Below are 22,480 nucleotides of genomic sequence, written 5' to 3'. Positions count from 1 at the left end.
ATGAATTTACGTGCACTCGTCGGATTTTGTTTTTTCATGTTGGCCTGCTTTCCTGCGTTTGCGGCTAAATTGCTATCTATTGAAATCAGACAGCAGAATGGAGCCCCCTCAGTATTATTTACCCTGGATAAGGCTATTCCTCATCGAGTCTTTACTCTTACCAACCCAAACCGTGTGGTGATTGATTTTGAGAATACCGATCTGGCTCTCAATTTAAATCATGTTAATCTTGGCAGAGAGTTAATTAAATACATTCGAAGCGGCCATCCTAATCCTCATACTTTACGGTTGGTTTTCGAAGTGAACCAGATGGTCCTAACCCAGACTAAGCTTTTGCAACAAACAGCCGCCAAACATAGCTTTTCTCTCGCTTTGCAAACGAAAGACAGGATGCAAAAACCTGCTTCAGGCAAAGCTTCTTTTCCAATTACCGGCAAGCAAACTGTTGTTAAGTCCAGGCAAGCAGCACCGGTTTTGGTGCACCATGCACCGCCTTCGCGAGGGCTTAGGGACGTCATAGTAGTGCTGGATCCCGGTCATGGAGGCAAGGACCCTGGTGCTAGTGGCCCAAGGAGAACTGCTGAGAAAAACGTCACCTTGGCTATTGCACAAAAATTAAAGCAAATCATTGATCGCCAGCCGGGAATGAAGGCTGTATTAACACGAAATGGTGATTACTACATTGAATTACGGGATCGGTTGAAGATAGCCAGAAAATACAACGCCGACGTTTTTATTTCAATCCATGCAGATGCCTTTATCAATCAGCATTCAAGCGGGGCATCGGTCTTTGCGCTATCTCAATCCGGGGCCACCAGCGAGGCCGCACGTTGGCTTGCGGAAAAGGAAAACTATTCGGAACTGGGAGGGGTTAACTTATCGGAATTGGATGATCAAAGCGGTTTGGTTCGAACCGTATTAATTGATCTCTCGCAAACTGCAACTATCGGAGCAAGTTTGCACATGGGCGAAAGGGTTTTAAGAAATTTAGACCATATCACCAACCTGCATAATCGAAAGGTCGAGCAAGCACGTTTTATGGTATTAAAATCGCCAGATATTCCATCCATTCTGATTGAAACAGGATTCATATCCAACCCCCGTGAGGAAAGCAATTTGACTAATTCTGCTTACCAAACCCGCTTGACACAAGCCATTTTTGAAGGGTTGAAGCATTATTTTTGGGATTATCCACCGCATGGGACCCGAATAGAAGCAATGGCTGGGGCTGGCAGCAATAACATACACTTGGTGCAGCGAGGTGAATCCTTGCCCCTTATTGCTGCTAAGTATCATGTTTCGGTTGCCTCTTTAAAAACAGTTAATCATTTGTCAGGCAGCCAAATTAAGGCCGGGCAAAAACTTGTTATTCCCGATATGGCATGAGAATTCAGCAATTACCCATGGCAGTAGCCAATCAAATAGCAGCCGGTGAAGTGATTGAACGGCCTGCTTCAATCGTCAAGGAATTACTGGAAAATTCTTTCGATGCAAAAGCAAGCTCCATCCATATTGAGATCAGCTATGGGGGCTTAAATCAGGTTAAAATCAGTGATGATGGACTTGGGATTGTGGCGGATGACTTGCCTTTGGCGATTGCCCCACATGCTACCAGTAAAATCTGTGAGCTTGGGGATTTATTTTCCATTGCAAGCATGGGCTTTCGAGGTGAAGCGCTTGCAAGCATTGCTTCTATTTCTCGTTTAAGTATTAGTTCAAAGCCTGTCTGTCAGATGGATGCTATGAAGCTTGTAAGCACTGAGGAAGGCATTCGAATTCATCCTTGTGCTCGTAAGCAGGGCACGACCATTGATGTGCGTGATTTGTTTTACAATGCTCCAGTGAGAAAAAAATTCTTAAAAAGCGAACAGCTGGAATTTCAAATTATAGAAGCTGTCGTCAAACGTTTTGCATTAGCGGCTCCTGAAATAAGCATCCAACTACATCATAATGATAAAAAAATTTTTCAGTTGCCCGCTGCCAATGATGAAAAGAGTCGCCTGGCCCGAATTCAAAAAATTTTTGGTAAAGCATTCATGGAAAAAGCACATTATATTGAGGCAGAGCATTTGGGAATGCGGCTTTGGGGTTGGATTTCGAGCTCTGATTATCAGCGTAGCCAAAATGATAAGCAGTGGATTTATGTTAATAAAAGAATGGTCAAAGACAAACTACTGAATCATGCCATAAAGCAAGCTTATGAAGACTCACTCCACCCAGGGCGTCATCCTGCATGTTTGCTTTATTTGGAAATTAGACCGGAAGAAGTGGATGTAAATGTTCATCCGACCAAGCATGAGGTTCGTTTTCAGCAGCCTAGAATGGTTCATGATTTCATTAGCTCACAAATACAGGGAACTTTGATTTCGCATAAACAATGTTTTTATGACTCTGCAAAAGAACCTCCAAAAAAAGCCTTAGAGCTCCGTGAGTCTACATGGCCGCTCCCAGGCTTAGCGAGCAAGACCAGCAATCATTCGGCGGATTGGTATTTTCTGAAACCTGATTTTGCTATTATTCGAATATCTCACGAGCCGTATTTGGTTGAGCTTTCCTCTTTATACCGTCACTGGTTAAACTCCACTTTGCTGGCGCATGAACTTCCTCTTGCACATCGACCCTTATTGGTTCCTATTACGCTAAAAATTGAAGCTTTCAAGGAGGAAGATGTATTGCAAGCGCAGCATCTTCTGAAGCGTTATGGCATTGAGATTACTTGGGTGGCTGAACAAACATTGCTCATCCGAACCATACCCATTATCATGCCTTACATTGATATTAAGCAATGCTTGATTGCTATAGTTAAAGAACGATTATTTAGCAATTCGGCATTCATGGAGGCAATAATTAAATACCAAGCATTCGTGCCCGACCAGATCAGCGCAGAAGACAAAGTAATGCTCATCACGCATATGCAGTGTTTAGAATCTTTGCATTCGCAGCCCTGGTGTAGGCATTTGTCGCTAAAAACCTGCCAGGATCTGCTACATGACTAACACAGTTTTTTGTTTGATGGGACCAACGGCTTCCGGGAAGACTGCACTGGCCACCGAGCTAATCAAACATTTCCCTTTAGAAATCATCAGTGTTGATTCTGCTATGATTTATAAAGAAATGAGCATTGGTACAGCAAAACCCAGCCCGCAAGAACTTAAGGAAACTCCTCATCATTTAATTGACATCATCGAGCCTTCAGAGAGCTATTCCGCCGCAGAGTTTTGCGAGGACGCCATTGAACTCATAGAGGCTATTTTTGAAAGGAAAAAATATCCTCTTTTGGTGGGTGGAACAATGATGTACTTCAATGCATTGCAGCAAGGTTTATCCACGTTACCACAGGCAGATGAATTAATCCGCGCAGAATTGTTAAGGCAAGCCGAACGACATGGATGGTCTTATTTGCATGAGCAACTAAACCAAGTGGATCCAGAATCCGCAAACCGTATCCATCCCAATGATACTCAACGAATTCAAAGGGCACTTGAGGTTTATCAAATAACAGGAAAACCCTTATCTTATTTTTGGAATGAACAAAAAGGGGCAGGCAAATATCATTTCATCAATTTAATTTTATTCCCACAACGAAGAGAATGGCTGCATGAACGAATTGCTTTGCGGTTTGAGCAGATGTTAGCCAAAGATTTTGTGGGAGAAGTAGCGCAATTGCTGCAGAAATGGCAATTGCCACCTACCTCCCCCTCAATGAAAAGCGTTGGCTATCGTCAAGTGATTAATTATCTCGCAGGCGATTATAATTATGACACTCTGCGTCAGAAAGGTGTTGCTGCTACTCGTCAACTCGCAAAACGGCAATTAACTTGGCTTCGAACTTGGCCTCAGGGTATTTATTTTGATTGTGAAGATTTTACTGACACGAAAGAGAAGATCGTGGCGCTTATGCAGAAAATATTGGATAATAGCACCCCAATTCCTAATTGAGCCTGAGGAATAGCAATGTCTGAAACGAAAAAAGAACCAGCCTGTACTAAAAAAAACTATGTAGTCCATCATAGTGACTTACCTTTAAGTTGTCCAACTGATGACATGGCATTATGGAATGCTCATCCTAAAGTTTACTTACCTATAGAAAAGACCGGCGTTGAAGTGTGCCCTTATTGCAGCGCAAGATTTGTTTTAAAAGATGATTAAATCCATCTGCATTGTTCGCCTCTCGGCATTAGGCGATGTATTAATGCTCGTGCCCCTCATTAGAACGTTACAGGCTAATTTGGCGGGTGTTTCAATTACATGGGTAATTTCTCGTCCAGCCTACGACATGGTTGAGGGAATGCCTGGTGTTGATTTCATTGTTATTGATAAGCCAAATAGCATTAAGGATTATTGGCGCTTTAAAAAGCAATTAAATGGACGTTCTTTTGATGTGCTTATAGCGGCCCAAGCCAGTTTGAGAGCTAATCTGCTCTATCCCTTCATCAAAGCTGAACGAAAGTTAGGCTTCGATACCGAGCGTGCCAAAGATGGCCACAGATGGTTCGTTAAAGAAACGATAAGCCCCGGAGAAGAACATAATCTCGAAAGTTTTTTAAAATTCGCGCAGTTATTGGGTTTGGAAAAAATAAAAATCAATTGGAATCTACCTATTACAGAAGCCGACAAGGAGTGGGCGAGTGCTCATTTACCCGCAGAAGGGCCCATTCTTTTGGTCAATCCGGCTGCCAGCAAACCAGAAAGAAGTTGGCCGGTGGAGCGTTATGTTGAAGTCATTAAAGAGGCTAAAAAGCGTTGGCGGGCTCAGGTGGTATTAACAGGGGGGCCGGGTGCTTTCGATAGGAAGTTGGCAGATGCCATCCTAAAGCAGGTTTCTTGTTTGGACTTAGTTGGCAAAACCAAGCCTAAACAGCTATTAGCGGTTATTGATAATGCTCAAGCCTTGCTATGCCCTGACACGGGTCCTTCTCACATGGCCACAGCGGTGGGGACCCCCGTGGTTGCTTTGCACGCCGTCACCAATCCTGAAATATCTGGTCCCTATACATTTAGGCACTTAGTGGTGAATCGCTATCCACAAGCAGTAAGAAATATTCTTAAAATTCGTGAAGAGGAAGCTTGGGGCCAAAAAGTTCATGGAAAGGAAGCAATGCAACTCATTCAAGTAGAGGATGTATTGGCTAAACTTTCTGTGGTTTTAAACGAGACCGGTTCTGCTTAATAACTGTTGCATCTGCTTGAGTTTCACAGGAAGGAATTTTCACTTTATTAACAATCAGACATTTGCCTTTCATCCAGCAATGGGTTATTTTTTAATCATAGATAGTATTCTTGTCCGGCTAACAGAATTCCTCAAGGAAGCCAGACTGCAGATGCGGTGTGCAAGCTTAAATTTCATTAAGAAGCCTAAAGCATCTCAAGAGGCATCCACTTTGTAATACGAACTGAGACAGGAATGCTATCTTTTTTTTGTATAATTTCTCTTGCAACATTCATCTCTTGATCTTCAACGCAAACTAATCCAAAAATGACAGAGCAAACCTAAAACGATACTGTAATGCTCAACCACTTTTATCAGTGAAATACAGCAGGGATTGAACGTTAGTAATAGGAGTTTGATGTGATAGAAAAGAGCGAGAAATATGCAGTTTACTTTCAAAATTGGCGTTTGAACAAAAGTGAAAAAGAGGAGGCCATTCTCAAAACAGTGTTCGAGATTGCCAATTACATGGCAAGCAATCCCAATTTAAAACAAATGGCTGAAGATTTGCAAGACTCGCACTCCGAGTTATATAAAAAACTTGATCAATATGGCAAGCGCAATTATGGAATTGTAGCCTATGTCAAGCTAAGCGTTGACATGTATTTGGAAAATCTACAAGAAGAACAGCTAAATGAGCGAGAGCTATTAAACAATGTTTCTAGGGATTTAGAGAGCCTATTTATAAACGCTACCTCCGAGACTCAGAAAAAATTAAATAATTTATTATTCAATTCCAATCTTTGGCTTTCTCAGTGTACAAATAATCGTAATAATCCTGCTGAAGTGCAAACCCTTTGTTTCACGATTTATTTGTTTTTAAAACTGTTCAATCTTACTCTAAAGGGGTTGGATAGCTTTAAGCGCAGCTTAGCTGGCAGCCTTGTCAATTTACCCCCTTTGGAAGCTTCCTTACAAGCATTACTGGAACACACGGAAAATCAGTTAAAGAAATTGGAGAAGAATTCTTCATCTCCCGAGCCAAGCACTGTTTTTCAGTACTTAATTGGTTGCTGCAGACGAGTCCTTAGTGCTCCAGAACATCACGGAAATACAATTAGTGAAAAAATAGAAAAATTGCATTCTGCTTTGACGCAAATGGCTTTCGTTATTTTAAAAATCAAACAAAATCAGCTTCTTTCGGTGCAACTTAGGGTTGCCAAGGTACTTTTGGAAGCTTTTCGCTGGAATGAGCAACAAATCACAGGCAGACTTTATTTTTTGGAATTTGTCGATGCGCACAGAGACATGTTCAGTTGTTTTTTACAAGGTTTGGATGGCGAAACGAAAGCCGCTTTGATGCAAAACATAGATATATTAAAAAATCCTGACAAATACCAACAACTCTCTTCTTCCGTAAGGTATTTGGCCAGTTATGTATTTGCATTACCAACGACCGCTTTCCGTCTGACAACGCCAAAGGATTGGCAAGATAAAATGAGTAGCATTTCTCCAGCCACATGGGATAGTCAATGCAAAGCACATTTTAGGGAAATTGCTGAAAAAAACATCCAAACAACGAACGAACAAATGAGTTCAAGCTTAGAAGAGGTTAAGTACCTAACCCAAGCCTTGTTTCCGGGACAAGTCGAAGTTGAGGCTATGCTTATGCAGTTATCCACTGAAGAATGCGATAATTTGGCTGCATCTCTAAACGAAATGAGAAAGGGCCTGGAGCATTTTAAACAATTAAGTCAGATTGCTGTGCAAAAGCAGGCGCAATTGAAAGAAATGATGGCTCTTAAGATTGGGATTGAAGAGTTTCTCGCTGTTCACAATCAATTTTGGGTTGTCATTTGTAAATTGCTTTCCTTGTTGTTCGCTTGTTTTATGACAGAATCTGTAAAACTCGTGGATGAGGCAAAAGCATTGCGAAAACAATTGGAGCAATTTATGAGTCAAACCGAACATTCATGCAAACAAGCGCTTACAGGATTTAATTCGCAGTTACCGCAGACATTATATGATGACATGCTTGATGAATTACAAAAAACTGTTAATAACAAGACAGTGCCTGCTAACTTAATGATTAAAGAAAAAAATGTACATGAAGCTTTTTCAACAATTAGCCAAAGATTTTTTAAATTGCAAAAAGACATTGAGTTATATGAGCTCCAAGAGGACAAACAGGTATATGTTCACTAGACATAAGCTTAGCTGACTTTAATTTCTCGTGCGTGACAAGCATTAAGAATGTTTACCACTTCATTGATTTGTTCGTCAGTACTTACTGTCACCCAAATGACAAATCCGCCTGCACGCTCTTGTTTTCGAACCTGCTCAATTTGGTGTTTCTTTATAAATTTGGCCAAGAAAGCGCCCACAATAGCACCAACAATGCCCCCTAAAACACCGTAGAAAATATTGTCAGAGGGAGAGCGGACATCCCCTATCAAAAAAACGGCGACCACGACGCAGATGAACACCGGTATGCCAAAAGAAAATCCCACAACCCAACCAAAATCATCTCTTAAAAAATGCTCTTTTTTGGGAGGATTTGCGCTCTTTTGAATGGCGTCAGGCCTTACGTAAGGTTTTCCGAAGGTTTGTTCCATCTTTTCAGGTGGACCTTGGATGCTAATGTCATGGCGAGCAACTGTTGTTTCTGTCAATTTGTTAATGACAACCTCGAGGACGCTTTCACTGCTGAAAATGGCACTGACAGTGCGAGTGACCACGCTAGCCATGGAAAACCTCCTTTTTCTTAAAGACCATTCATATTATAAGCATAGCTTTTTAAAGAAGCAGAATGCAACCCTCACATAGGGGCTGGCCAGACAACTTACTCTGCCTCCGCAAGCTCCATTGATGCCGTTAATTCATGGTGAGATTTTTCATCAACGAGCACGTACTGAGATAATTGCAGTACAAGTATGCTCAACGGCAAGATAAGAATGATGTCTAAGGGGAATTGCAGTTGCCCCCGTCCTCCAAATGAACCAAAGTAAGAAACGGCAAGCATGGCAACCATATAGAAAGCAAACCAGAACAGACTGCGGCTGCATTCAGTGATTCGACGCCGCTGATAAATTATATAGATCACAAAGCCAAGGAAAAGTGCCAAATCCAGCTTCCAAAGGATATCAAACCCACACCAGTACAGCATCAAGTTGCAAACGTAAAATGCAACATGACTGAAGAAAAGACTTGCCCATAGTTTAAAAGGGCGATGCCGATGGGGTTGTAGTTTTCGCATGGCTAGAAGGCAAATAGGACCAATCCCGTAAGATAAAATGCTGCAGGAAGACAGAAAAGCCACCATTTTTTGCCAACCGGGGAAGGGAAGAAAGGACAAGCTTCCTACTAAAAAATTGACATAGAGGGTAATATAAGGAATTTTATGCTTATTGAGTTTTAGGAATAAATTTGGTAAATGTTTATTTAAAGCCATACCATAGAGAATACGAGAGGTGGCTGCAGTATAAACCAAGGTTGTTCCAAATGGAGAGAATGCCGCATCAAACATCAACAACATGGCCACAAAACCAAGCCCTATCAAGAGTGTTAAGCCTACCAGTGGGCCGCTGTCTCCAGGGAAACTTAAGTTTTGCCAACCATTTGCCAAATAATCCGAGGGAATAGCGGCTAAAAAACTCAATTGCAACATGAAGTACAATAAAAAGCCTACGAGCACAGCTCCCAGGATGGCAATTGGAATGTTACGTTGGGGATTTTGAACCTCCCCTGCTAGCATTAAACCATTCTGAAAACCCGTGAAAGCAAAGGCAATTCCTCCCGTAGACAAAGCCGTAAAAATTTGTACCCAAGCCTGAGTTGTGTTGAGTTTAAGATGAACATTTTGCATGGAGGAGGTTGTCGAAAGAAGAGCTATAATGGCAATGCTTGGAACCAAAAATTTAATGATGCTTGCAAATTTATTGCATTCGGCAAGCATTTTAATGCCATAGGAATTTAGTAAAACCACAAAAAACATGATACCTATTGCAGCTATATAACCAGTTGCCGATAAAGTGAAGCTGTTGCTATTTTTGACCAGCAATATAGGAAAAAGGTGGCTGGAATACTGCAAAATAGCTTGAATTTCAATAGGGGTCATCACCACATAAGAAAGCCAAGAAGTCCATGCGAATAAAAAGCCAACGTCATTTCCATGAGTAAAACTGGGATAATTGGTCATGCCGCCAGAGATTGGGAACATGGCTCCTAACTCACATAAAGGCAACGCAATAAATAACATGAACAATGCGGCAATAAGCCAACTCATTAAGGCATTGCTGCCTGCCATTTGAGCGCTGATAAAAGGACTAAAAAGCCAGCCAGAACCAATCATGCCTCCAGCCGCGGCAATTAATACATTAGTACGGGAGATATCGCGTTTAAGCATAGCTGCTTCCTTCGCTTATGCAGGTCAAACTAAGATTATATCCTCAATGGGTTAAAGATTGCGATATGTTAAAAACTCTTTAATCCTGAAAATCAAGCCTTGGCGAAACACAAGCGGCAGTAATTGCAAGGAATTAGGCCATTGTTTTGCTTCTTAAGCTGCAATTACATTCATTTAGACTTATAAAACCAGTGTATGAGAGCAGCATGATTACACGCTGCTCATCATTCAAATTAAGAAAAGCTATTGAGTTTGGGCAGGGGTTGCGGCAGTTAATTGCCCGGAGGGTTGAGATTCTCTGACTTTTTGCAGCAATAGCATGCTGTTGGTTAAAAGAATTCGCTCTTCTTGCTGTCGGTTCAGATAAAGTTGATAGTTAATTTCGGCAAGCAACACAGCGATCTCTTTTTGCATGGTTGCAGCTGAGGCTTGATTTAAACTACTTAACCAAGGTGTTCCTTGCTGGCCATTTTGGCTAGGACTAAACAATCTCCAGGTAGCCATTTGATACTCGCTTAAGGCCTGGCTGGTGGTGTTTGAAGTCGCTCCACTTGAACCCTGCTGACCAATAACCGGCTGGGGCATTCTCTTGGAGAGAATATAGTAAAGGTTACTGACTCCTACAGAGGCTTGAGCGGCATAGACTCGTAGATTGGCTAAATAATTGGCAAGAAGCGATTGGGCTTGCCACTTTTGTAAGGGATTTTTAGACAAAGTTTGTGCATAGATTTGGTTATAAGCATTGCGGCTTGGTAATGCCAAGGGTGTTACGGAGCCTGTTGCATAGCGAATGAAATTTTGGGCTTGCTGTGCGGCATTTTGCGATTGTAAGGGACCCGCTGCGGTTTGTTGACCTGAAATGCCAACCCCCGTGTTTACAAAAGGAGATCCTTGATTGCTCGCTCCTGAAGAGGTTGTGTCATACATCAGAGGTGCAATCAAACTATTGCCATTCAGCTGGGCTATCCAGGGCTGATTGTAAGAAGGAGAAAAAAATGTTTGTGGGTCAGGAATTGCGCCGATAATGTTAAGCATGACCTGATTTTCATTTTTTATTCCTGAAGGATAAGTACATTCGACAAAGCTCGTCCCGGCATTATCCAGGCAGTAGCTGTAATCCGGGGTAGTCAAAATGTTGGCAATAGCCTGACTTACTGGATCATTTTGAAAACCGCCACCTCCAGAGCCAGGTTGATCAATTAAGGGGGATACGGAAATTAATCCACTGGATGGGCTTGAATACCGAGATGAATTAAAGGTGCTATTTGCAGAATTATTAAGTTCTGCATAAGGTGTATTCCCGGGCACAAAAATGGAGGGAGCTTCAGTTCCGCTGGCAATATTCGCAATGCCTGCAGTTGTAACTGGAAGGGCACCAAAAACAGTTTGCAAGGATGGCAACAATATTTGCTGAATGGCATTGGACGTCACCTGCAGAATGGCCTCACTCACTGGTGTTTGCTGTTGGCTTGGACTGGTGGTTAAATCGTAGCCCAAATATTGTCCTAAATTCAAAACATAATTTTTCAGCGTATCCATCGAGTTGTCGGTTGATGAGCCCGACCCGTCAGAAGCAAAGGTCGATGAGCTGGCAAGTAGCAATAAACCCGGTAATACTAGGCGACAACTAGGTAATTTCATCATTCTTCCCCTTCAAGAGCACGAGCAACTAATCTTAAGCGATACTCGGAAAACACACGGGCGAGTAAGCGTAAACGTTCAAAAACTATATTTCTTTTTAGAAAAAATCCAGCCGGGTCATGACTGCCGGCACTGGTTTCTTCAGCGTGAATGAGAATGCGGGAAGCACTGCCTGGATGGACGGTATCAATGGCTTGTAAAAGACGTAAGCCACGGCCGGACTTAATATTTCCAACAAGACGGATAAACAAATCTTCTTGACCCAGAGCACTCATGTCGATTTTTTCGATGTCATCCAGTTCTTTACCTAAGCGGTTTATGGCTTCTTCTAATTCGGGATTTCCGTCGAGAGTCCAGTCTTCAACACTTTCCATAAATGTGATGACTCGATAAATCATGGGGTCAACGTATTCGTACCAATATCTGGAAGAGGCTTCATGACTAAGATCGGGCATTTTTTACTCTTTTTTTACGGTGAAACTCGTTAGTTGGACTGCGAATGTTGTAACTACTATAGTATAGTATGAAGAGTAAAAGTCCATTAGCAAACAGTAAATTTTATGAAAATTAAAAGAAGCACTCGCTTGGCCAGAACCCTCAAACAAATTATAAATGTACGTGCATGGTCGGACTATGATCGTGTGCGATCTTTTACCTCTTATATTGTAGGTGGTTTCCAAAGAATGTTTGTGCCTCAACAGCACGGAGCAGAGGAATCCTTTGAGGCTGCAATGACCAGAATGAACTTAAGCGAGGACGATCTTAAGAACAAAGCTTCAGCTTTGTATCGTCTAAGTATGTTGATGCTGACTGCTGCTATATTTATCTTGGGTTATGCCATTTATCATCTGTATTTTGGTGGCTATCGAGCGGTCCTAGTCAGTCTGGTTCTGGTAATGATTGCTCTGGTCTTATCTTTTCGTTATCACTTCTGGTATTACCAAATCAAAGCAAGGAAGTTAGGGTGCACTTTTAGTGAGTGGTACAGACAAGGTCTGAAAGGTGAAAAATGATGAATAAAATAGCTTTGATTTTACTGGGTTTGCTCGTTCCAACTTTGGTTCTTGCAGCTGACAACGGTACAACCTTGAATTTTTCACCACCGCCAAGTGATTACTCGGTTATATTTCTTGGCAATATTTTTGGTATCGTGGATGGGGTTTTGCATGGTACCGGAAGCCAGATTATGGGCACCATGTTTGGGGTGTTTAATGCGGCCGTTCTTGCCATTGGCGGTATTATCATCATGTACACTCTAATGGTGTCTACGATGAATACTGCACATGAAGGCCAAATGCTTGGGCAAAAATGGTCTTCTATTTGGGTACCTATGCGCTCCGTCCTAGGCCTTACCTTAATGATACCCAAGGCCAGCGGGTATTGTGTAATGCAGATTTTTGTTATGTGGATTGTCGTCCAGGGGGTTGGTGCCGCAGACAAAGTGTGGCAAGCCGCGTTGAGCTATTTAAACCGTGGTGGAGCCATTATCCAAACCCAAATGAGTCCGACAAAGTCGTTATTAGCTGGAAGCAATAACGAGGTAGCTACTGGCGCTGAAATCATTCTTTCGGGTCAAGTTTGTATGCTGGGTTTGCAAACGGCTCTTAACAATCAAAGGCAAAGCTATTTAAATCTCCAGCAAAACAATGCAGGACCTTGCGCAGGCTCCCCCTCCGGCCCCATGAAAGATTTTTGCGAGAACCCTGTCCCTGATTTTCTAAGCAGCGTAAACGTGGTCGCTTACGAGAATGATCATAAAAAGGACAGCGCTTTTACTGTTCCCATGCCCAATCTAAGCGACAAACCTTATAGTGCGCTTAATGGTATTTGTGGCTCATTGCATTGGAATAAATTTACAGGAGCCGACAATCTTTCAAACGTTAGTCTAACCAAAGATGAGCTAAAAACCACACAAATGTCCAGAGCCATTGGTATACAGCAAATGTATATTGATTTATCCAGTGTTGCTCAAATTATGGTTAATAATGACCCCTTGCTAAATAACAATCTAGCCCCTATAAGTGGCTCCGATGGAAGCCAAAAATACTTCTCGTCAAATGCCGTTCAGCAATTCGGTGTTCCCTTGACCCCTAACTCACAACAAATTTGCGATGGTAACAATGCAAACACAAGTGAGTGCAGCAACTGGGGCTCCGACCCAAATAGTACCAACAACTCATCACCATTATTTAATGGAACTGAGGTCCAGGGAGCCATCGCTGATTACAATGGTATCTTACTACCTGCTCTCAATTTATTAGAGCAAGACCAGAAAGGTCAGTCTGCCAAGGATGCAAGAGCCTTTATCCAGGATGCAAACAATTACGGTTGGATTTTGGCTGGAAGTTATTTCTTCAACTTGGCTCAGCTTAATTCCACCTCGATGCTTAATCCCGATAAAACAGACTCAGGAACCGGTTTGGGTGAAAGTATCTTCCCTACGATTTTACCCGCTGTGACCAGTGGTTTTGCTTCAAACAATACCTGCTCCCCAGGCCAATCTGCACCCAACTATTTGTGCCAGTGGATGCAAGGAGATCCTGCTCCCATTAATGCTGTAGTGGGTTTAATAGACGGCTCCAATGTTGGCCAGGAACGGGTCAACTTCCCAGCATCTAAAGACATTGCCGGACTTAATACGGGCGGACAAGATGTTTCTGCTGCTAAAGGAGCGGCTTCTTCAACCGTCTATGGCTTCCTGCATAATTCTATGATGGTTCAATTACCTGGGCAACCCGGGCAAAATCCTCCACAATTTGCTATGAAATTTAACATCAATATCGATTTATCCAAATTTCAATTGCCAAGCCAGGATTTCCCATGCGGTGAATTGAAGATCATGTTCTTCCACATGTGTTTGGGTTCCTTAATGGGAGAGGTATTCTATAACCTCATTATTCGAAACATATTTAACTTCTTCTTGAATGCGATCGCCCAAATTATCAATGCGGTCATCATGACCTTCCTTTCAGTGCCATTACTGGGAATTGCAGCAACATTCCGGGCTGGGGTAGCTATGATTCAACAGCCATCGGTGAACCCAGTTATTGCCTTGGCGAATATGGGTGTTAACTACATTAACTTTGCCAATGAACTATGGATTGTCTTGCTCACGGTTGCCGTAACCACCTCATTGATTCCATTGTTTGGCCTATTCATTTTCGCACTGATAGCAATGGCCTTCCCGCTGTTGTTTGCCTGGATGTCAGTCATGTTAAGTATTGGGTTTATCACGGCCTATTATGTGCCATTCCTGCCTTATATGATCTTTACATTCGGCGCCATTGCCTGGTTAATGGTCGTGATTGAAGCCATGGTAGCTGCGCCAATTGTGGCCTTGGGAATAACCCATCCTGAAGGTCATGATGCTTTTGGTAAGGGTGAACAAGCCATTATGATTTTGTTTAATGTCTTCTTAAGGCCTGCGATGATGATCATTGGCTATATTGCCGCGATTGCTTTGACTTACGTATCGGTTTGGATTATTAACGCCGGCTTCTCCAATGCTATGGCCTTTATCCAAGGAAGCTACACCAGCGGTGGCGATTGGAGCTTTAACTCCAATTGGAACGCTCAAAATGCACCCAATCTGGTTGATCAGGCAGGTCAAATGAACATGACTCAAGGATATACAGGCTGGGCAGGCATATATGGCTTCTTCTTCTCGCTTCTGACTTACACAACGATGTACCTAATCGTTGTGCAAAAATCATTTACCTTAATTACTGTCCTTCCCGATAAAGTGCTGCGTTGGATTGGTGGTCAGGCTGAAAGCACTGGACAGGAGGTTGCACAGTGGGGTGAAGATGTTAAAGGGCAGGTGAAAGGCGGTGGTGACTCCACTTCAAAAGCTGCTCAACAAATTGATTCTCAATTGTCTGCCGGAGGCCAAAAAGCAGTTGGCAAAGTTAAAGGGTTGTTCAAGAAAGGTGGTCCTAGCATTGGAGGTCAAGGAAGCACTGGAACAGACTCCACGCCTAGCAAACCGGATGATTGATGCTTGCTACGCCTAAATGGAAAAAGGAGCATGATTGCTCCTTTTTTTTTTAAGACTCTCTTAAGCTTTATAAGTTATATTTGCTCATAATTTGTTCATAGAGTCTAAATATATGCCCAAGAAGTATAAAGAGAAGTGTGAATTGCTGAGAGACGTTCAAGAGACCCATTATTATCAGGAAAAAAAGCAAAAAATTCACGAAATTAAAAATTTTAAGCTCAAGAAGAAAATCGACTCCCACATGAAGAGTCATAAAAATATGCCACCAGATGGTACGACTCGAGAATCAGGTTATTCGGTATATTGCTTTTCAGGTTCCGAAGTGCGCGCCAATCGCGCCATGGTGCATGCAAAAAAAAATGGTCACGCCTATATTCTTTCTCGCCTAAAGAATGCACCTAAACTTCCAGTTTCCTGCTTGGCTTCTGCCGAACATGTAATTAGCATGCAGTCAGAAGTTGAAGACTTTCAATCCGAGTTTTTGCCGGAGTCTAAAAAGCAGGTGGTATATGAGATTAATCTTAAAATTAATAATCCATCTAACTGGAAGACTGAAAGAAACAAATTATTGAAGGTGATTTGCGAGAATGATGATCTGTTAACTGCTGCTGACATCCATTTATCTTGTGATAAAAAAAGTCAGATAGTGACTGTCGAATTGGGGACTCAGCAAGCCGACATACAGCACACGATAGGTAATTTAAGGAATGCCCGGCGTTACCAGATATTAAGTTGCAACTTTGATGCAATTCAGCTTAATGAGGGTATTTGCCTGCTAAAGCCTGATGCTTCGAACCCTATTCATGCCCTGGTTAATATTGCTGAGGGCCGGAGTGAAGGTGTTACGACAAAATTCTTTTTAGAAAGAGATGCAGGGAAAACCAGTGGCCAAGCTTGCTCTAGCTATCAAGACAATAAATGGACCTTTAACTTTTTTACCTCTCTGTCCCAAATGAAACAGCAAACAGGGTTTCCTGAAAATGCTTTGGCAGTAAAAATAGTAAAAAAATGAAGCCCGACAGCCAGTAACATTAGGCCAGTTCTGCCAGAGTTGAATTGCTAACCTCGAGGTGGAAAAGGATCATGGCCGTGACTGTCTTTCCTTAAAATCTCACCATCCATGCCATGAATAAATAACTCAGTACCTGCTCTTCGGCTCATTTTTCTTGCGGCAGCGATGGCTTTATCCTGAGTCTCAAAATGTCGACTTGCCTTTAATCCATGTTCCCTGCGCACATCCCATCCCCCAAGACGGCTATTTGGCAAAACATGATAATCATTTCTGCTCATGAGCTTCTCCCAAAAACATCCCTTATATTTATTCTAGCCTAGGCTCGATGGGGCATTCATAGGTAATTCCTTTCAGCACCGAGGAAGTGGGGGACAATTGACATGAAACCAACAGCCAAATCCCTGTTAGCTATCGGCATCAGGTACTTTATCGCTGGTATTCTTTCGTGCCGGCAATGATGAGCTTGTAGGTTCTTTCAGAAATGAGTCCCTGCTCAAATTTGCTTCTGGCATCCACAGTCATAAGCTGTCCCCGTTCGCGGACCAATTTTCGGGTTAGGGAGGTAACTTCATTGGGATCACCTTCCAACAGGGCATCGCGAACCTGCTCATCAAAAACAAGGTATTCACGTAAAGCCACACGTTTACCGTCAACAGTGGGAACCAGTTTTTGCCAAATACACAGGCGAATGGTTTCAAGAATATCAATGGTTCTTCCGATACGCTCTTCCCCCGCGAAGGATGTAACCAGGCGGCGCATGGTTTCGGCCACTCCTGAGGTGTGAAGTGTGGTGTAAACAGGATGACCCGTTAAAGCGGCTTCAAGTGCTGCACTAATCGTTTCGGCATCACGACACTCGCCCACCATAATTAACCTTGGCTTACGTCGAAGGGCATTTCTTACCCCATCGGCAAAGTCTGGTAAATGACGGGGAATTTCGGATTGGCTGACCACCGCTGAGATGGTTTCGATTTCGTCATACACGAATTCGATTGGTGCCTCATAAGTAAGTACTTTACGATGAGAATCTTCTTTCTCGATTAATTCACGGATAATGGATGCCAGGAGCGTCGATTTTCCGGAACCGGTAGCTCCCGTAATAAAGACAATGCCTTCTTGTGGCGCTATGGCCTCAAGAATATTGTCAGGCAACCCCATGGTTTCAAGTTTTGGTGGCGTGGTCGGTATGGTTCTTAAAGTAATTTGAATTGCATCATGGCCTTCAACGAGACAAGATGTAGCATTCACACGATAACGATATCGCACACCGCGATTTGGTCGAAATTCGTAATGGGTGTCGATGTCTTTACCGGAAAGCAGCTGGGTTGTCGCATTAGGGCCATAAATGGAGTTAATCAGATCGCCAAGCTCCGTGTTGGAAAGACGGCGGTTGGTGATTTTGTACAAACGTCCATAGACTTCGGCATAAATAGGTTCACCGGTCTGAATGGTAATGTCAGAAGCTTTAAGGCCCTCTGCATGCTCAAGCATTTTATCCATAAATACCGGGGTAAAACGCGTCGGCTCATCGGGCATTAAATTAATATTTGTACTGCTCATAGCTTAGTATTCTTAAGAGAGTGGCTTGTCGTTAATGGGAGCAATGACGGGTTGCCATGCCTTACTGGTTATACTAATTTTAGTGCTTTGTGCCAATTTTTCCATGTTTTTGAAACGTTCCAAAGCCTCTTCATCTTTAGCTACGGCAGCGACCCACTCTTTACTATTTATATTAAGTCCAGGTAAAGCAGTAATGCGTAATACACGATCATCTATGTGCATTTCGGATGAATCCCCGGTAACTCCCAAATCAGTGTGGGAAACAAACGGTGGAGAAACCATATTCATGGCCAGCAATTTACGATACAAAATCATACCGGCAAAATCTTCTTTAATTCGAGCTATGCTTTCTTCAAGAATAACCCCGGCCTGTTCGATGCCGTTTTTCCATCCCTTTTCCACGTAAAAGCACCACAACGCTCTTTCTTGTTTGGTTTTAGGCAGCAAAGTCACGTTGGGAGGATCTGGCTTTTTATAGTCGAGCCATAAGTATTGCCGCCAGTTTGGAGGTGTCGTTATAAATCGAGCTTGTTTTGCAACCTTGTAAGTGCGATCAGAAATTCGAATGGTTTGGGTATCGGCGAGATTAAAGGTATTTCGCCCTTCAAGCAGCACGGGTGGCAGAATATTGTGTTCAAGAATGAGTGAATTAAAATCAAAAATAGCATCTAAATTCCGCGCTTGACGATTTAAATGCTCATCAATTATTTTGGTTCTCCACGCTAAACCAGCTTGAGCCCCTAAACTGAGGGCGGTTTCTTTTAGCGCCATTTCACGAATTTTGCCCATGTTGGCTTTGCTTCGTGATTTGGATCCACTGGTGTTCGCCATGGCCTGTAAACCGGCAAGGGAGCCTGTATCAGGAACAATAACGGTTCTGTGACAGCCCACTAATAAAATAATTAAGCAAAGGCAAAGACTAGGAATATATTTTCGCATAGCGTAATTCTACAACTTGACTATTAGGATAAACGTAAAGGCTTGCTTTTTTCCCTGCTTGATAATCGATGTCACGCAGGATTTCAGCTAAGCTCACATCCTTGTCATTAAGGCTGATTAAAATAGGGACGGCAGGTTCTTTACCTAAAACTCGCAACCGAAAATGGGCGGCTTTTGCAACTCGCAAAGTGACTTCCTCAATTGGGCCTGACCAATCCACCGATGCTCGAGCTTGTAAATTATAAGCATTGGGAATGGTAAGGGTGTTGTCTTTGTCCTGTGGAATAATAACTTTCTCGATTCGTTTAATTTCCAGCATGGAATCACTAACCGATGAGGCTGCTTGAGCTAGTTTAATGGTGGCATCATCGCTGGGATTATTAACGGGTGGTTTCATGAAAATCGTTGCTCCACGACAACCAACAAGAATCACAGAAGCGAGAATCGGTACAACCAACTTATTGATCATATTTTGGACTTTCGTAAACCTTTGAGCTCTTGAGATTGAAACAGGAGCCTCTGTCTTTGTCAAGGACAGGATAGGCCGGGATAGGATGTTAGTTCTTCTTATAAAGGCCATAAGTTACTTGTCCTGCTTGTTTTAATTTTTCTTCTTGCCAATGTACTGGATCAATTGGCAGTTTATCAGGTGATTCAAGATAAACCAAGCCACCAGGAGGCAGCAAATTTGAATGCGCTAAAATATCCAAACATTGAAGTTGATAATTCTTCGCAAAAGGCGGATCTAAAAAAATAATATCAAACACTTCCTTGCAATGTTTAAGGTAATATTCTGCATCAGCATTGATTACAGTAATGACAGGAGAATTAAATGATGAAGCGATAGTTTGCAAATTGCTATAGGCTTTTTTAGAGGCTTCGACGAGCACGACCCGACTGGCTCCTCGAGAAAATGCTTCAAAGCCAAGTGCACCGCTGCCAGCGAAAGCATCCAAACAACGGGCACCTCGAATATCATTCATTAACCAGTTAAATAGAGTTTCCTTAACTCGATCAGGAGTAGGGCGCAGGCCTTCAATTGCAGGAAAAGACAGTTTTTTCCCGCGAAATTGGCCTCCTATGATTCGGACAGTTTGTTTCACAATTTACCCACCGAAACCAGGAGCATCTTGGTTGAATTAATTTGCTTTTGGAAAGCAGCTTTGATTTCTGCAGTGCTAACTGCATTGATGCGCTCCACATAAGTAGTCAGATAATCATCGGGCAGGTTGTAAAAGGCAATGCGTAATAACATGGATGCAATGCTGCTGTTGCTTGATAAAGACAAGGGGAAGCTGCCTGTCAAATATTTTTTCGCCGCCATAAGCTCCGCTTCATTGGGACCGTCAGCAATGAACTGTTTTAAAGTGTCTTCAGTAATTTTAAGTGCAGTAGGCGCTTGTTGATTGACAGTCGACAAGCTAATTAAAAAAGGTCCATACCCAGGCATCGGCATGAATTGGCTGACAACACCATAGGTTAGTCCTCTTTTTTCACGCACTTCATTGGCTAACCTTGAAACCAGTGCACCTCCTCCCAAAATGTAATTGCCCACCGTCAATGGAAAATAGTCAGGAGAGTGGTGATCAATTCCTACTTGCCCAAGGCGTAAAATAGTCTGGGAAGAGGGAAAATCCACAGTGATTTTATCGGCAGCCTTTAATTGAGGGGCTTTGGGAATTGCAGGAGCGGCTTGACCTCGCGCCAGGGGCTGAGTTAATTGTTCAGCCAGTTGATGTGCTTTTTCGACATCAATAGCGCCTACCATAACAATAACGGCATTAGCAGCCACAAAATATTGCTTGTAAAAATGGCGGACATCAGTTAATTCAAGGGATTTTACAGTGTCTTCGAGTCCAATGACAGGATGGCCATAGGGATGGTCTTTATACAATCTTTCAAAAAAAATTATATTGGCAACGTCGTCTGGCGATTCTTGCGTTTGGGCTATGGCCAGTAATTGTTGATTTTTTTCTCTTTGAAAGGCTTCAACAGGGAAATCAGGTTGGCTAAGGATTAAACCAAATGCCCCAACGGCTTGTTTAAGTGCTTCCTGAGTCGTTAAGGTTTTTAAACTTAGAACAACCATATCGCGGCTGCTTTCTCCCTGATATTGAGCGCCAATATTGGCTAATTTCTCAGCGATCACAGTCGCATCATCACCTGCATTGCCTTGATTCAATAAATTCGTCGTAAGAGAGCTTAAGCCAAATTTCGGACCGTCATAGGCCGAACCTGCTGCAAACGCAATATTAATGTCCAGCATTGGGACTTCAAGGGCTTGATAAAATACCACTTTGGCGCCATTGGCTGTTTGCCAACGTTGCACTTTAAAGGAATTGGCATCCGCAACTTGAGAAAAAAAGATTAGAGATGTAAGAAGGCTTAAAATTGTTTTCATGCTTTTTCCTCTCGATTGGCAGGGATCAACAGAGCATCTGTTTCTGCCATTTCTTTAAAGTAACGTTGCGCAACTTCCTGGATTTGCTGAGGCGTGATGCTGTTAATCCGATCGGTATAAGCCTCTGCCGTTTGCCAGCCAAGTCCAATTGTTTCTAACATGCCTAATTCCATGGCTTGGCCAAATATAGAATCCTTTTCAAAGGTTTTTTGAGCAATGATTTGGGTTTTTATTCGTTGCAATTCTTCTGGATTAACCAATTCGGTTTTTAAGCGATTGATTTCTTTCAACATGGCATTTTTTAAATCATTGATGTTGTGGGATTGTGATGGGGTGCCGAAGAAAACAATTTGAGTTTCGTAGCGGGAATACAGGTTATAATAGACATCTACTCCGCTTGCAACATGATTGCCACGAATCAGATTTTTAGCAAAGCGAGCGCTATCCCCTGCATCCAGAAGGCCAGTAATCACTTCTAGTGCATAGGGCTCCCAACTATTTTTGCTGCTTTTAACTGAAGGAACTGTGTATCCAAACATGAGCATGGGAATTTTCGCTGGAGCATAAACTTCAACGGTTTTTTGCCCCAAAGAAGGAGGCTCTAATTGCTCTCGGCGGATATAGTTTGCCTGTTTTTTTATAGAACCAAAATACTGAATGGCCAGTTGGTGAATTTTCTCAGCATCCACGTCGCCAGCAACGACTAAAGTGGCGTTGTTGGGAGCGTAATGATTTTGATACCAATTTTTTAAATCATCAACACTCATTTGCTGCAGGTCGCTCATCCACCCAATAACCGGATGATGATAGGGATTCGTCAGATGAGCAGCGGCTAAATAGCGTTCGAATGTCAATGCCTGGGGATTGTCATCGGTTCGAAGGCGTCGTTCTTCCCGAATGACTTGAATTTCTTTAGCAAATTCTTCTTTATCCAAGAGGAGATTTTGCATGCGATCGGCTTCTAGTTCGAAGGCGATGGGTAATTGTGAAGCTGAAATTTTTTCAAAATAAGTGGTGTAGTCAAAATTGGTAAAGGCGTTTTCTTGACCGCCAACTTCAGCAATTGTTTTCGAAAAAATGCCTAAAGGATATTTTTGTGTTCCTTTGAACATCACATGCTCTAAAGCATGTGAAACACCGGTTAAACCGCCTGGTTCATCGGCTGAGCCAACGTTATACCAAATCATGGAAACCGCAACAGGAGCGCGATGATCTTCTTTCACCAAAATTTTTAAACCATTATCTAATCTAAATTCTCGGACCTGAGTTGAGGCTTGAAAGGAGAGCGTTGTTAAAAAGAGCATTAAAGCGATTCGCATGGATTAACTCCGACGCAAAAAAAGTGATAGAATTTCATATTTCCTCTGTTTTGTACA

Annotated in this window: 20 protein-coding genes and 1 other RNA gene; 10 read left to right on the top strand and 11 right to left on the bottom strand. The window is 42.5% G+C overall.

Features of this window, described 5'->3' with window-relative positions:
* The 7 genes from EL203_RS11540 to EL203_RS11510 all read left to right on the top strand — a co-directional run bounded on the left by EL203_RS11540 (window position 1) and on the right by EL203_RS11510 (window position 7,354).
* A complete protein-coding gene (locus EL203_RS11540) occupies window positions 1–1,386 on the top strand; it encodes an N-acetylmuramoyl-L-alanine amidase (protein WP_058471275.1) in 1,386 nt (461 codons plus the stop codon).
* A complete protein-coding gene (gene mutL, locus EL203_RS11535; RefSeq protein WP_058471274.1) occupies window positions 1,383–2,996 on the top strand; it encodes a DNA mismatch repair endonuclease MutL in 1,614 nt (537 codons plus the stop codon). Before EL203_RS11540 ends, mutL begins: the two co-directional genes overlap by 4 nt.
* The gene (miaA, locus tag EL203_RS11530) at window positions 2,989–3,939 is read left to right on the top strand and encodes a tRNA (adenosine(37)-N6)-dimethylallyltransferase MiaA (RefSeq protein WP_058471273.1); all 951 of its coding nucleotides are present in this window, start codon (window positions 2,989–2,991) and stop codon (window positions 3,937–3,939) included. The genes mutL and miaA overlap by 8 nt, the downstream gene beginning before the upstream one ends.
* Window positions 3,940–3,954: 15 nt before the next feature.
* The gene (locus tag EL203_RS11525) at window positions 3,955–4,149 is read left to right on the top strand and encodes a zinc-finger domain-containing protein (RefSeq protein ID WP_058471272.1); all 195 of its coding nucleotides are present in this window, start codon (window positions 3,955–3,957) and stop codon (window positions 4,147–4,149) included.
* Window positions 4,142–5,170 carry a glycosyltransferase family 9 protein gene (locus tag EL203_RS11520; protein ID WP_058471271.1) on the top strand — a complete coding sequence of 343 codons (1,029 nt, stop codon included), beginning with the start codon at window positions 4,142–4,144 and terminating at the stop codon, window positions 5,168–5,170. Before EL203_RS11525 ends, EL203_RS11520 begins: the two co-directional genes overlap by 8 nt.
* Window positions 5,171–5,255: 85 nt before the next feature.
* Window positions 5,256–5,429, top strand: a non-coding RNA gene (gene ssrS, locus EL203_RS11515) — 6S RNA.
* 140 nt (window positions 5,430–5,569) lie between these two features.
* The gene (locus EL203_RS11510) at window positions 5,570–7,354 is read left to right on the top strand and encodes a hypothetical protein (protein ID WP_058471270.1); all 1,785 of its coding nucleotides are present in this window, start codon (window positions 5,570–5,572) and stop codon (window positions 7,352–7,354) included.
* 8 nt (window positions 7,355–7,362) lie between these two features.
* Here the strand turns inward: EL203_RS11510 and EL203_RS11505 are convergent, their stop codons facing one another.
* From EL203_RS11505 to icmW, 4 genes are all read right to left on the bottom strand, one after another.
* Window positions 7,363–7,896 carry a hypothetical protein gene (locus EL203_RS11505; protein ID WP_058471269.1) on the bottom strand — a complete coding sequence of 178 codons (534 nt, stop codon included), beginning with the start codon at window positions 7,894–7,896 and terminating at the stop codon, window positions 7,363–7,365.
* Between the two features lie 95 nt (window positions 7,897–7,991).
* Entirely contained in the window at window positions 7,992–9,554 is a 1,563-nt protein-coding gene (locus EL203_RS11500; protein WP_058471268.1) for an APC family permease, read from the bottom strand.
* A gap of 243 nt (window positions 9,555–9,797) precedes the next feature.
* Entirely contained in the window at window positions 9,798–11,198 is a 1,401-nt protein-coding gene (gene icmX, locus EL203_RS11495) for a type IVB secretion system protein IcmX (RefSeq protein ID WP_126320121.1), read from the bottom strand.
* The gene (gene icmW, locus EL203_RS11490) at window positions 11,195–11,650 is read right to left on the bottom strand and encodes a type IVB secretion system protein IcmW (RefSeq protein ID WP_058471266.1); all 456 of its coding nucleotides are present in this window, start codon (window positions 11,648–11,650) and stop codon (window positions 11,195–11,197) included. Before icmW ends, icmX begins: the two co-directional genes overlap by 4 nt.
* Window positions 11,651–11,755: 105 nt before the next feature.
* Between icmW and icmV the strand changes: the two genes are divergently transcribed.
* The 3 genes from icmV (at window position 11,756) to EL203_RS11475 (ending at window position 16,204) form a co-directional block, all read left to right on the top strand.
* Window positions 11,756–12,208, top strand: a complete 453-nt coding sequence (gene icmV / locus EL203_RS11485; protein ID WP_058471265.1) for a type IVB secretion system protein IcmV — start codon at window positions 11,756–11,758, stop codon at window positions 12,206–12,208.
* Complete coding sequence (gene dotA, locus EL203_RS11480; RefSeq protein WP_058471264.1) at window positions 12,208–15,192, top strand: type IVB secretion system protein DotA; 2,985 nt, start codon at window positions 12,208–12,210, stop codon at window positions 15,190–15,192. Before icmV ends, dotA begins: the two co-directional genes overlap by 1 nt.
* A 112-nt stretch (window positions 15,193–15,304) precedes the next feature.
* Window positions 15,305–16,204, top strand: a complete 900-nt coding sequence (locus tag EL203_RS11475; RefSeq protein WP_058471263.1) for a hypothetical protein — start codon at window positions 15,305–15,307, stop codon at window positions 16,202–16,204.
* A gap of 47 nt (window positions 16,205–16,251) precedes the next feature.
* Here the strand turns inward: EL203_RS11475 and EL203_RS11470 are convergent, their stop codons facing one another.
* From EL203_RS11470 to EL203_RS11440, 7 genes are all read right to left on the bottom strand, one after another.
* The gene (locus tag EL203_RS11470; protein WP_058471262.1) at window positions 16,252–16,482 is read right to left on the bottom strand and encodes a DUF2188 domain-containing protein; all 231 of its coding nucleotides are present in this window, start codon (window positions 16,480–16,482) and stop codon (window positions 16,252–16,254) included.
* Window positions 16,483–16,630: 148 nt separating this feature from the next.
* Window positions 16,631–17,764, bottom strand: coding sequence for a Dot/Icm type IV secretion system ATPase DotB (gene dotB / locus EL203_RS11465; RefSeq protein WP_122224873.1), 1,134 nt, complete (start codon window positions 17,762–17,764; stop codon window positions 16,631–16,633).
* A gap of 12 nt (window positions 17,765–17,776) precedes the next feature.
* A complete protein-coding gene (locus EL203_RS11460) occupies window positions 17,777–18,703 on the bottom strand; it encodes a type IV secretion system DotC family protein (RefSeq protein ID WP_058471260.1) in 927 nt (308 codons plus the stop codon).
* Window positions 18,684–19,172, bottom strand: a complete 489-nt coding sequence (gene dotD / locus EL203_RS11455) for a type IVB secretion system lipoprotein DotD (protein ID WP_058471259.1) — start codon at window positions 19,170–19,172, stop codon at window positions 18,684–18,686. The genes EL203_RS11460 and dotD overlap by 20 nt, the downstream gene beginning before the upstream one ends.
* Before the next feature lie 88 nt (window positions 19,173–19,260).
* A complete protein-coding gene (gene rsmD / locus EL203_RS11450; protein ID WP_058471258.1) occupies window positions 19,261–19,806 on the bottom strand; it encodes a 16S rRNA (guanine(966)-N(2))-methyltransferase RsmD in 546 nt (181 codons plus the stop codon).
* Complete coding sequence (locus EL203_RS11445) at window positions 19,803–21,104, bottom strand: M16 family metallopeptidase (RefSeq protein ID WP_058471257.1); 1,302 nt, start codon at window positions 21,102–21,104, stop codon at window positions 19,803–19,805. The genes rsmD and EL203_RS11445 overlap by 4 nt, the downstream gene beginning before the upstream one ends.
* Window positions 21,101–22,423, bottom strand: a complete 1,323-nt coding sequence (locus tag EL203_RS11440; protein WP_058471256.1) for a M16 family metallopeptidase — start codon at window positions 22,421–22,423, stop codon at window positions 21,101–21,103. The genes EL203_RS11445 and EL203_RS11440 overlap by 4 nt, the downstream gene beginning before the upstream one ends.
* Between the last annotated feature and the right edge of the window lie 57 nt (window positions 22,424–22,480).

This window comes from Legionella jordanis (assembly GCF_900637635.1).
GTDB lineage: Bacteria > Pseudomonadota > Gammaproteobacteria > Legionellales > Legionellaceae > Tatlockia > Tatlockia jordanis.
The sequence above is the reverse complement of the archived record's forward strand: the minus strand, read 5'-3'. Positions and strand labels throughout refer to the sequence as shown.

Excerpts from the sequence above, each read along its gene's own strand:
- EL203_RS11540 (WP_058471275.1), top strand. The coding sequence starts at position 1 with ATGAATTTACGTGCACTCGTCGGATTTTGTTTTTTCATGTTGGCCTGC.
- mutL (WP_058471274.1), top strand. The coding sequence starts at position 1,383 with ATGAGAATTCAGCAATTACCCATGGCAGTAGCCAATCAAATAGCAGCC.
- miaA (WP_058471273.1), top strand. The coding sequence starts at position 2,989 with ATGACTAACACAGTTTTTTGTTTGATGGGACCAACGGCTTCCGGGAAG.
- EL203_RS11525 (WP_058471272.1), top strand. The coding sequence starts at position 3,955 with ATGTCTGAAACGAAAAAAGAACCAGCCTGTACTAAAAAAAACTATGTA.
- EL203_RS11520 (WP_058471271.1), top strand. The coding sequence starts at position 4,142 with ATGATTAAATCCATCTGCATTGTTCGCCTCTCGGCATTAGGCGATGTA.
- EL203_RS11505 (WP_058471269.1), bottom strand. The coding sequence starts at position 7,896 with ATGGCTAGCGTGGTCACTCGCACTGTCAGTGCCATTTTCAGCAGTGAA.
- EL203_RS11500 (WP_058471268.1), bottom strand. The coding sequence starts at position 9,554 with ATGCTTAAACGCGATATCTCCCGTACTAATGTATTAATTGCCGCGGCT.
- icmX (WP_126320121.1), bottom strand. The coding sequence starts at position 11,198 with ATGATGAAATTACCTAGTTGTCGCCTAGTATTACCGGGTTTATTGCTA.
- icmW (WP_058471266.1), bottom strand. The coding sequence starts at position 11,650 with ATGCCCGATCTTAGTCATGAAGCCTCTTCCAGATATTGGTACGAATAC.
- icmV (WP_058471265.1), top strand. The coding sequence starts at position 11,756 with ATGAAAATTAAAAGAAGCACTCGCTTGGCCAGAACCCTCAAACAAATT.
- dotA (WP_058471264.1), top strand. The coding sequence starts at position 12,208 with ATGAATAAAATAGCTTTGATTTTACTGGGTTTGCTCGTTCCAACTTTG.
- EL203_RS11475 (WP_058471263.1), top strand. The coding sequence starts at position 15,305 with ATGCCCAAGAAGTATAAAGAGAAGTGTGAATTGCTGAGAGACGTTCAA.
- EL203_RS11470 (WP_058471262.1), bottom strand. The coding sequence starts at position 16,482 with ATGAGCAGAAATGATTATCATGTTTTGCCAAATAGCCGTCTTGGGGGA.
- dotB (WP_122224873.1), bottom strand. The coding sequence starts at position 17,764 with ATGAGCAGTACAAATATTAATTTAATGCCCGATGAGCCGACGCGTTTT.
- EL203_RS11460 (WP_058471260.1), bottom strand. The coding sequence starts at position 18,703 with ATGCGAAAATATATTCCTAGTCTTTGCCTTTGCTTAATTATTTTATTA.
- dotD (WP_058471259.1), bottom strand. The coding sequence starts at position 19,172 with ATGATCAATAAGTTGGTTGTACCGATTCTCGCTTCTGTGATTCTTGTT.
- EL203_RS11445 (WP_058471257.1), bottom strand. The coding sequence starts at position 21,104 with ATGAAAACAATTTTAAGCCTTCTTACATCTCTAATCTTTTTTTCTCAA.
- EL203_RS11440 (WP_058471256.1), bottom strand. The coding sequence starts at position 22,423 with ATGCGAATCGCTTTAATGCTCTTTTTAACAACGCTCTCCTTTCAAGCC.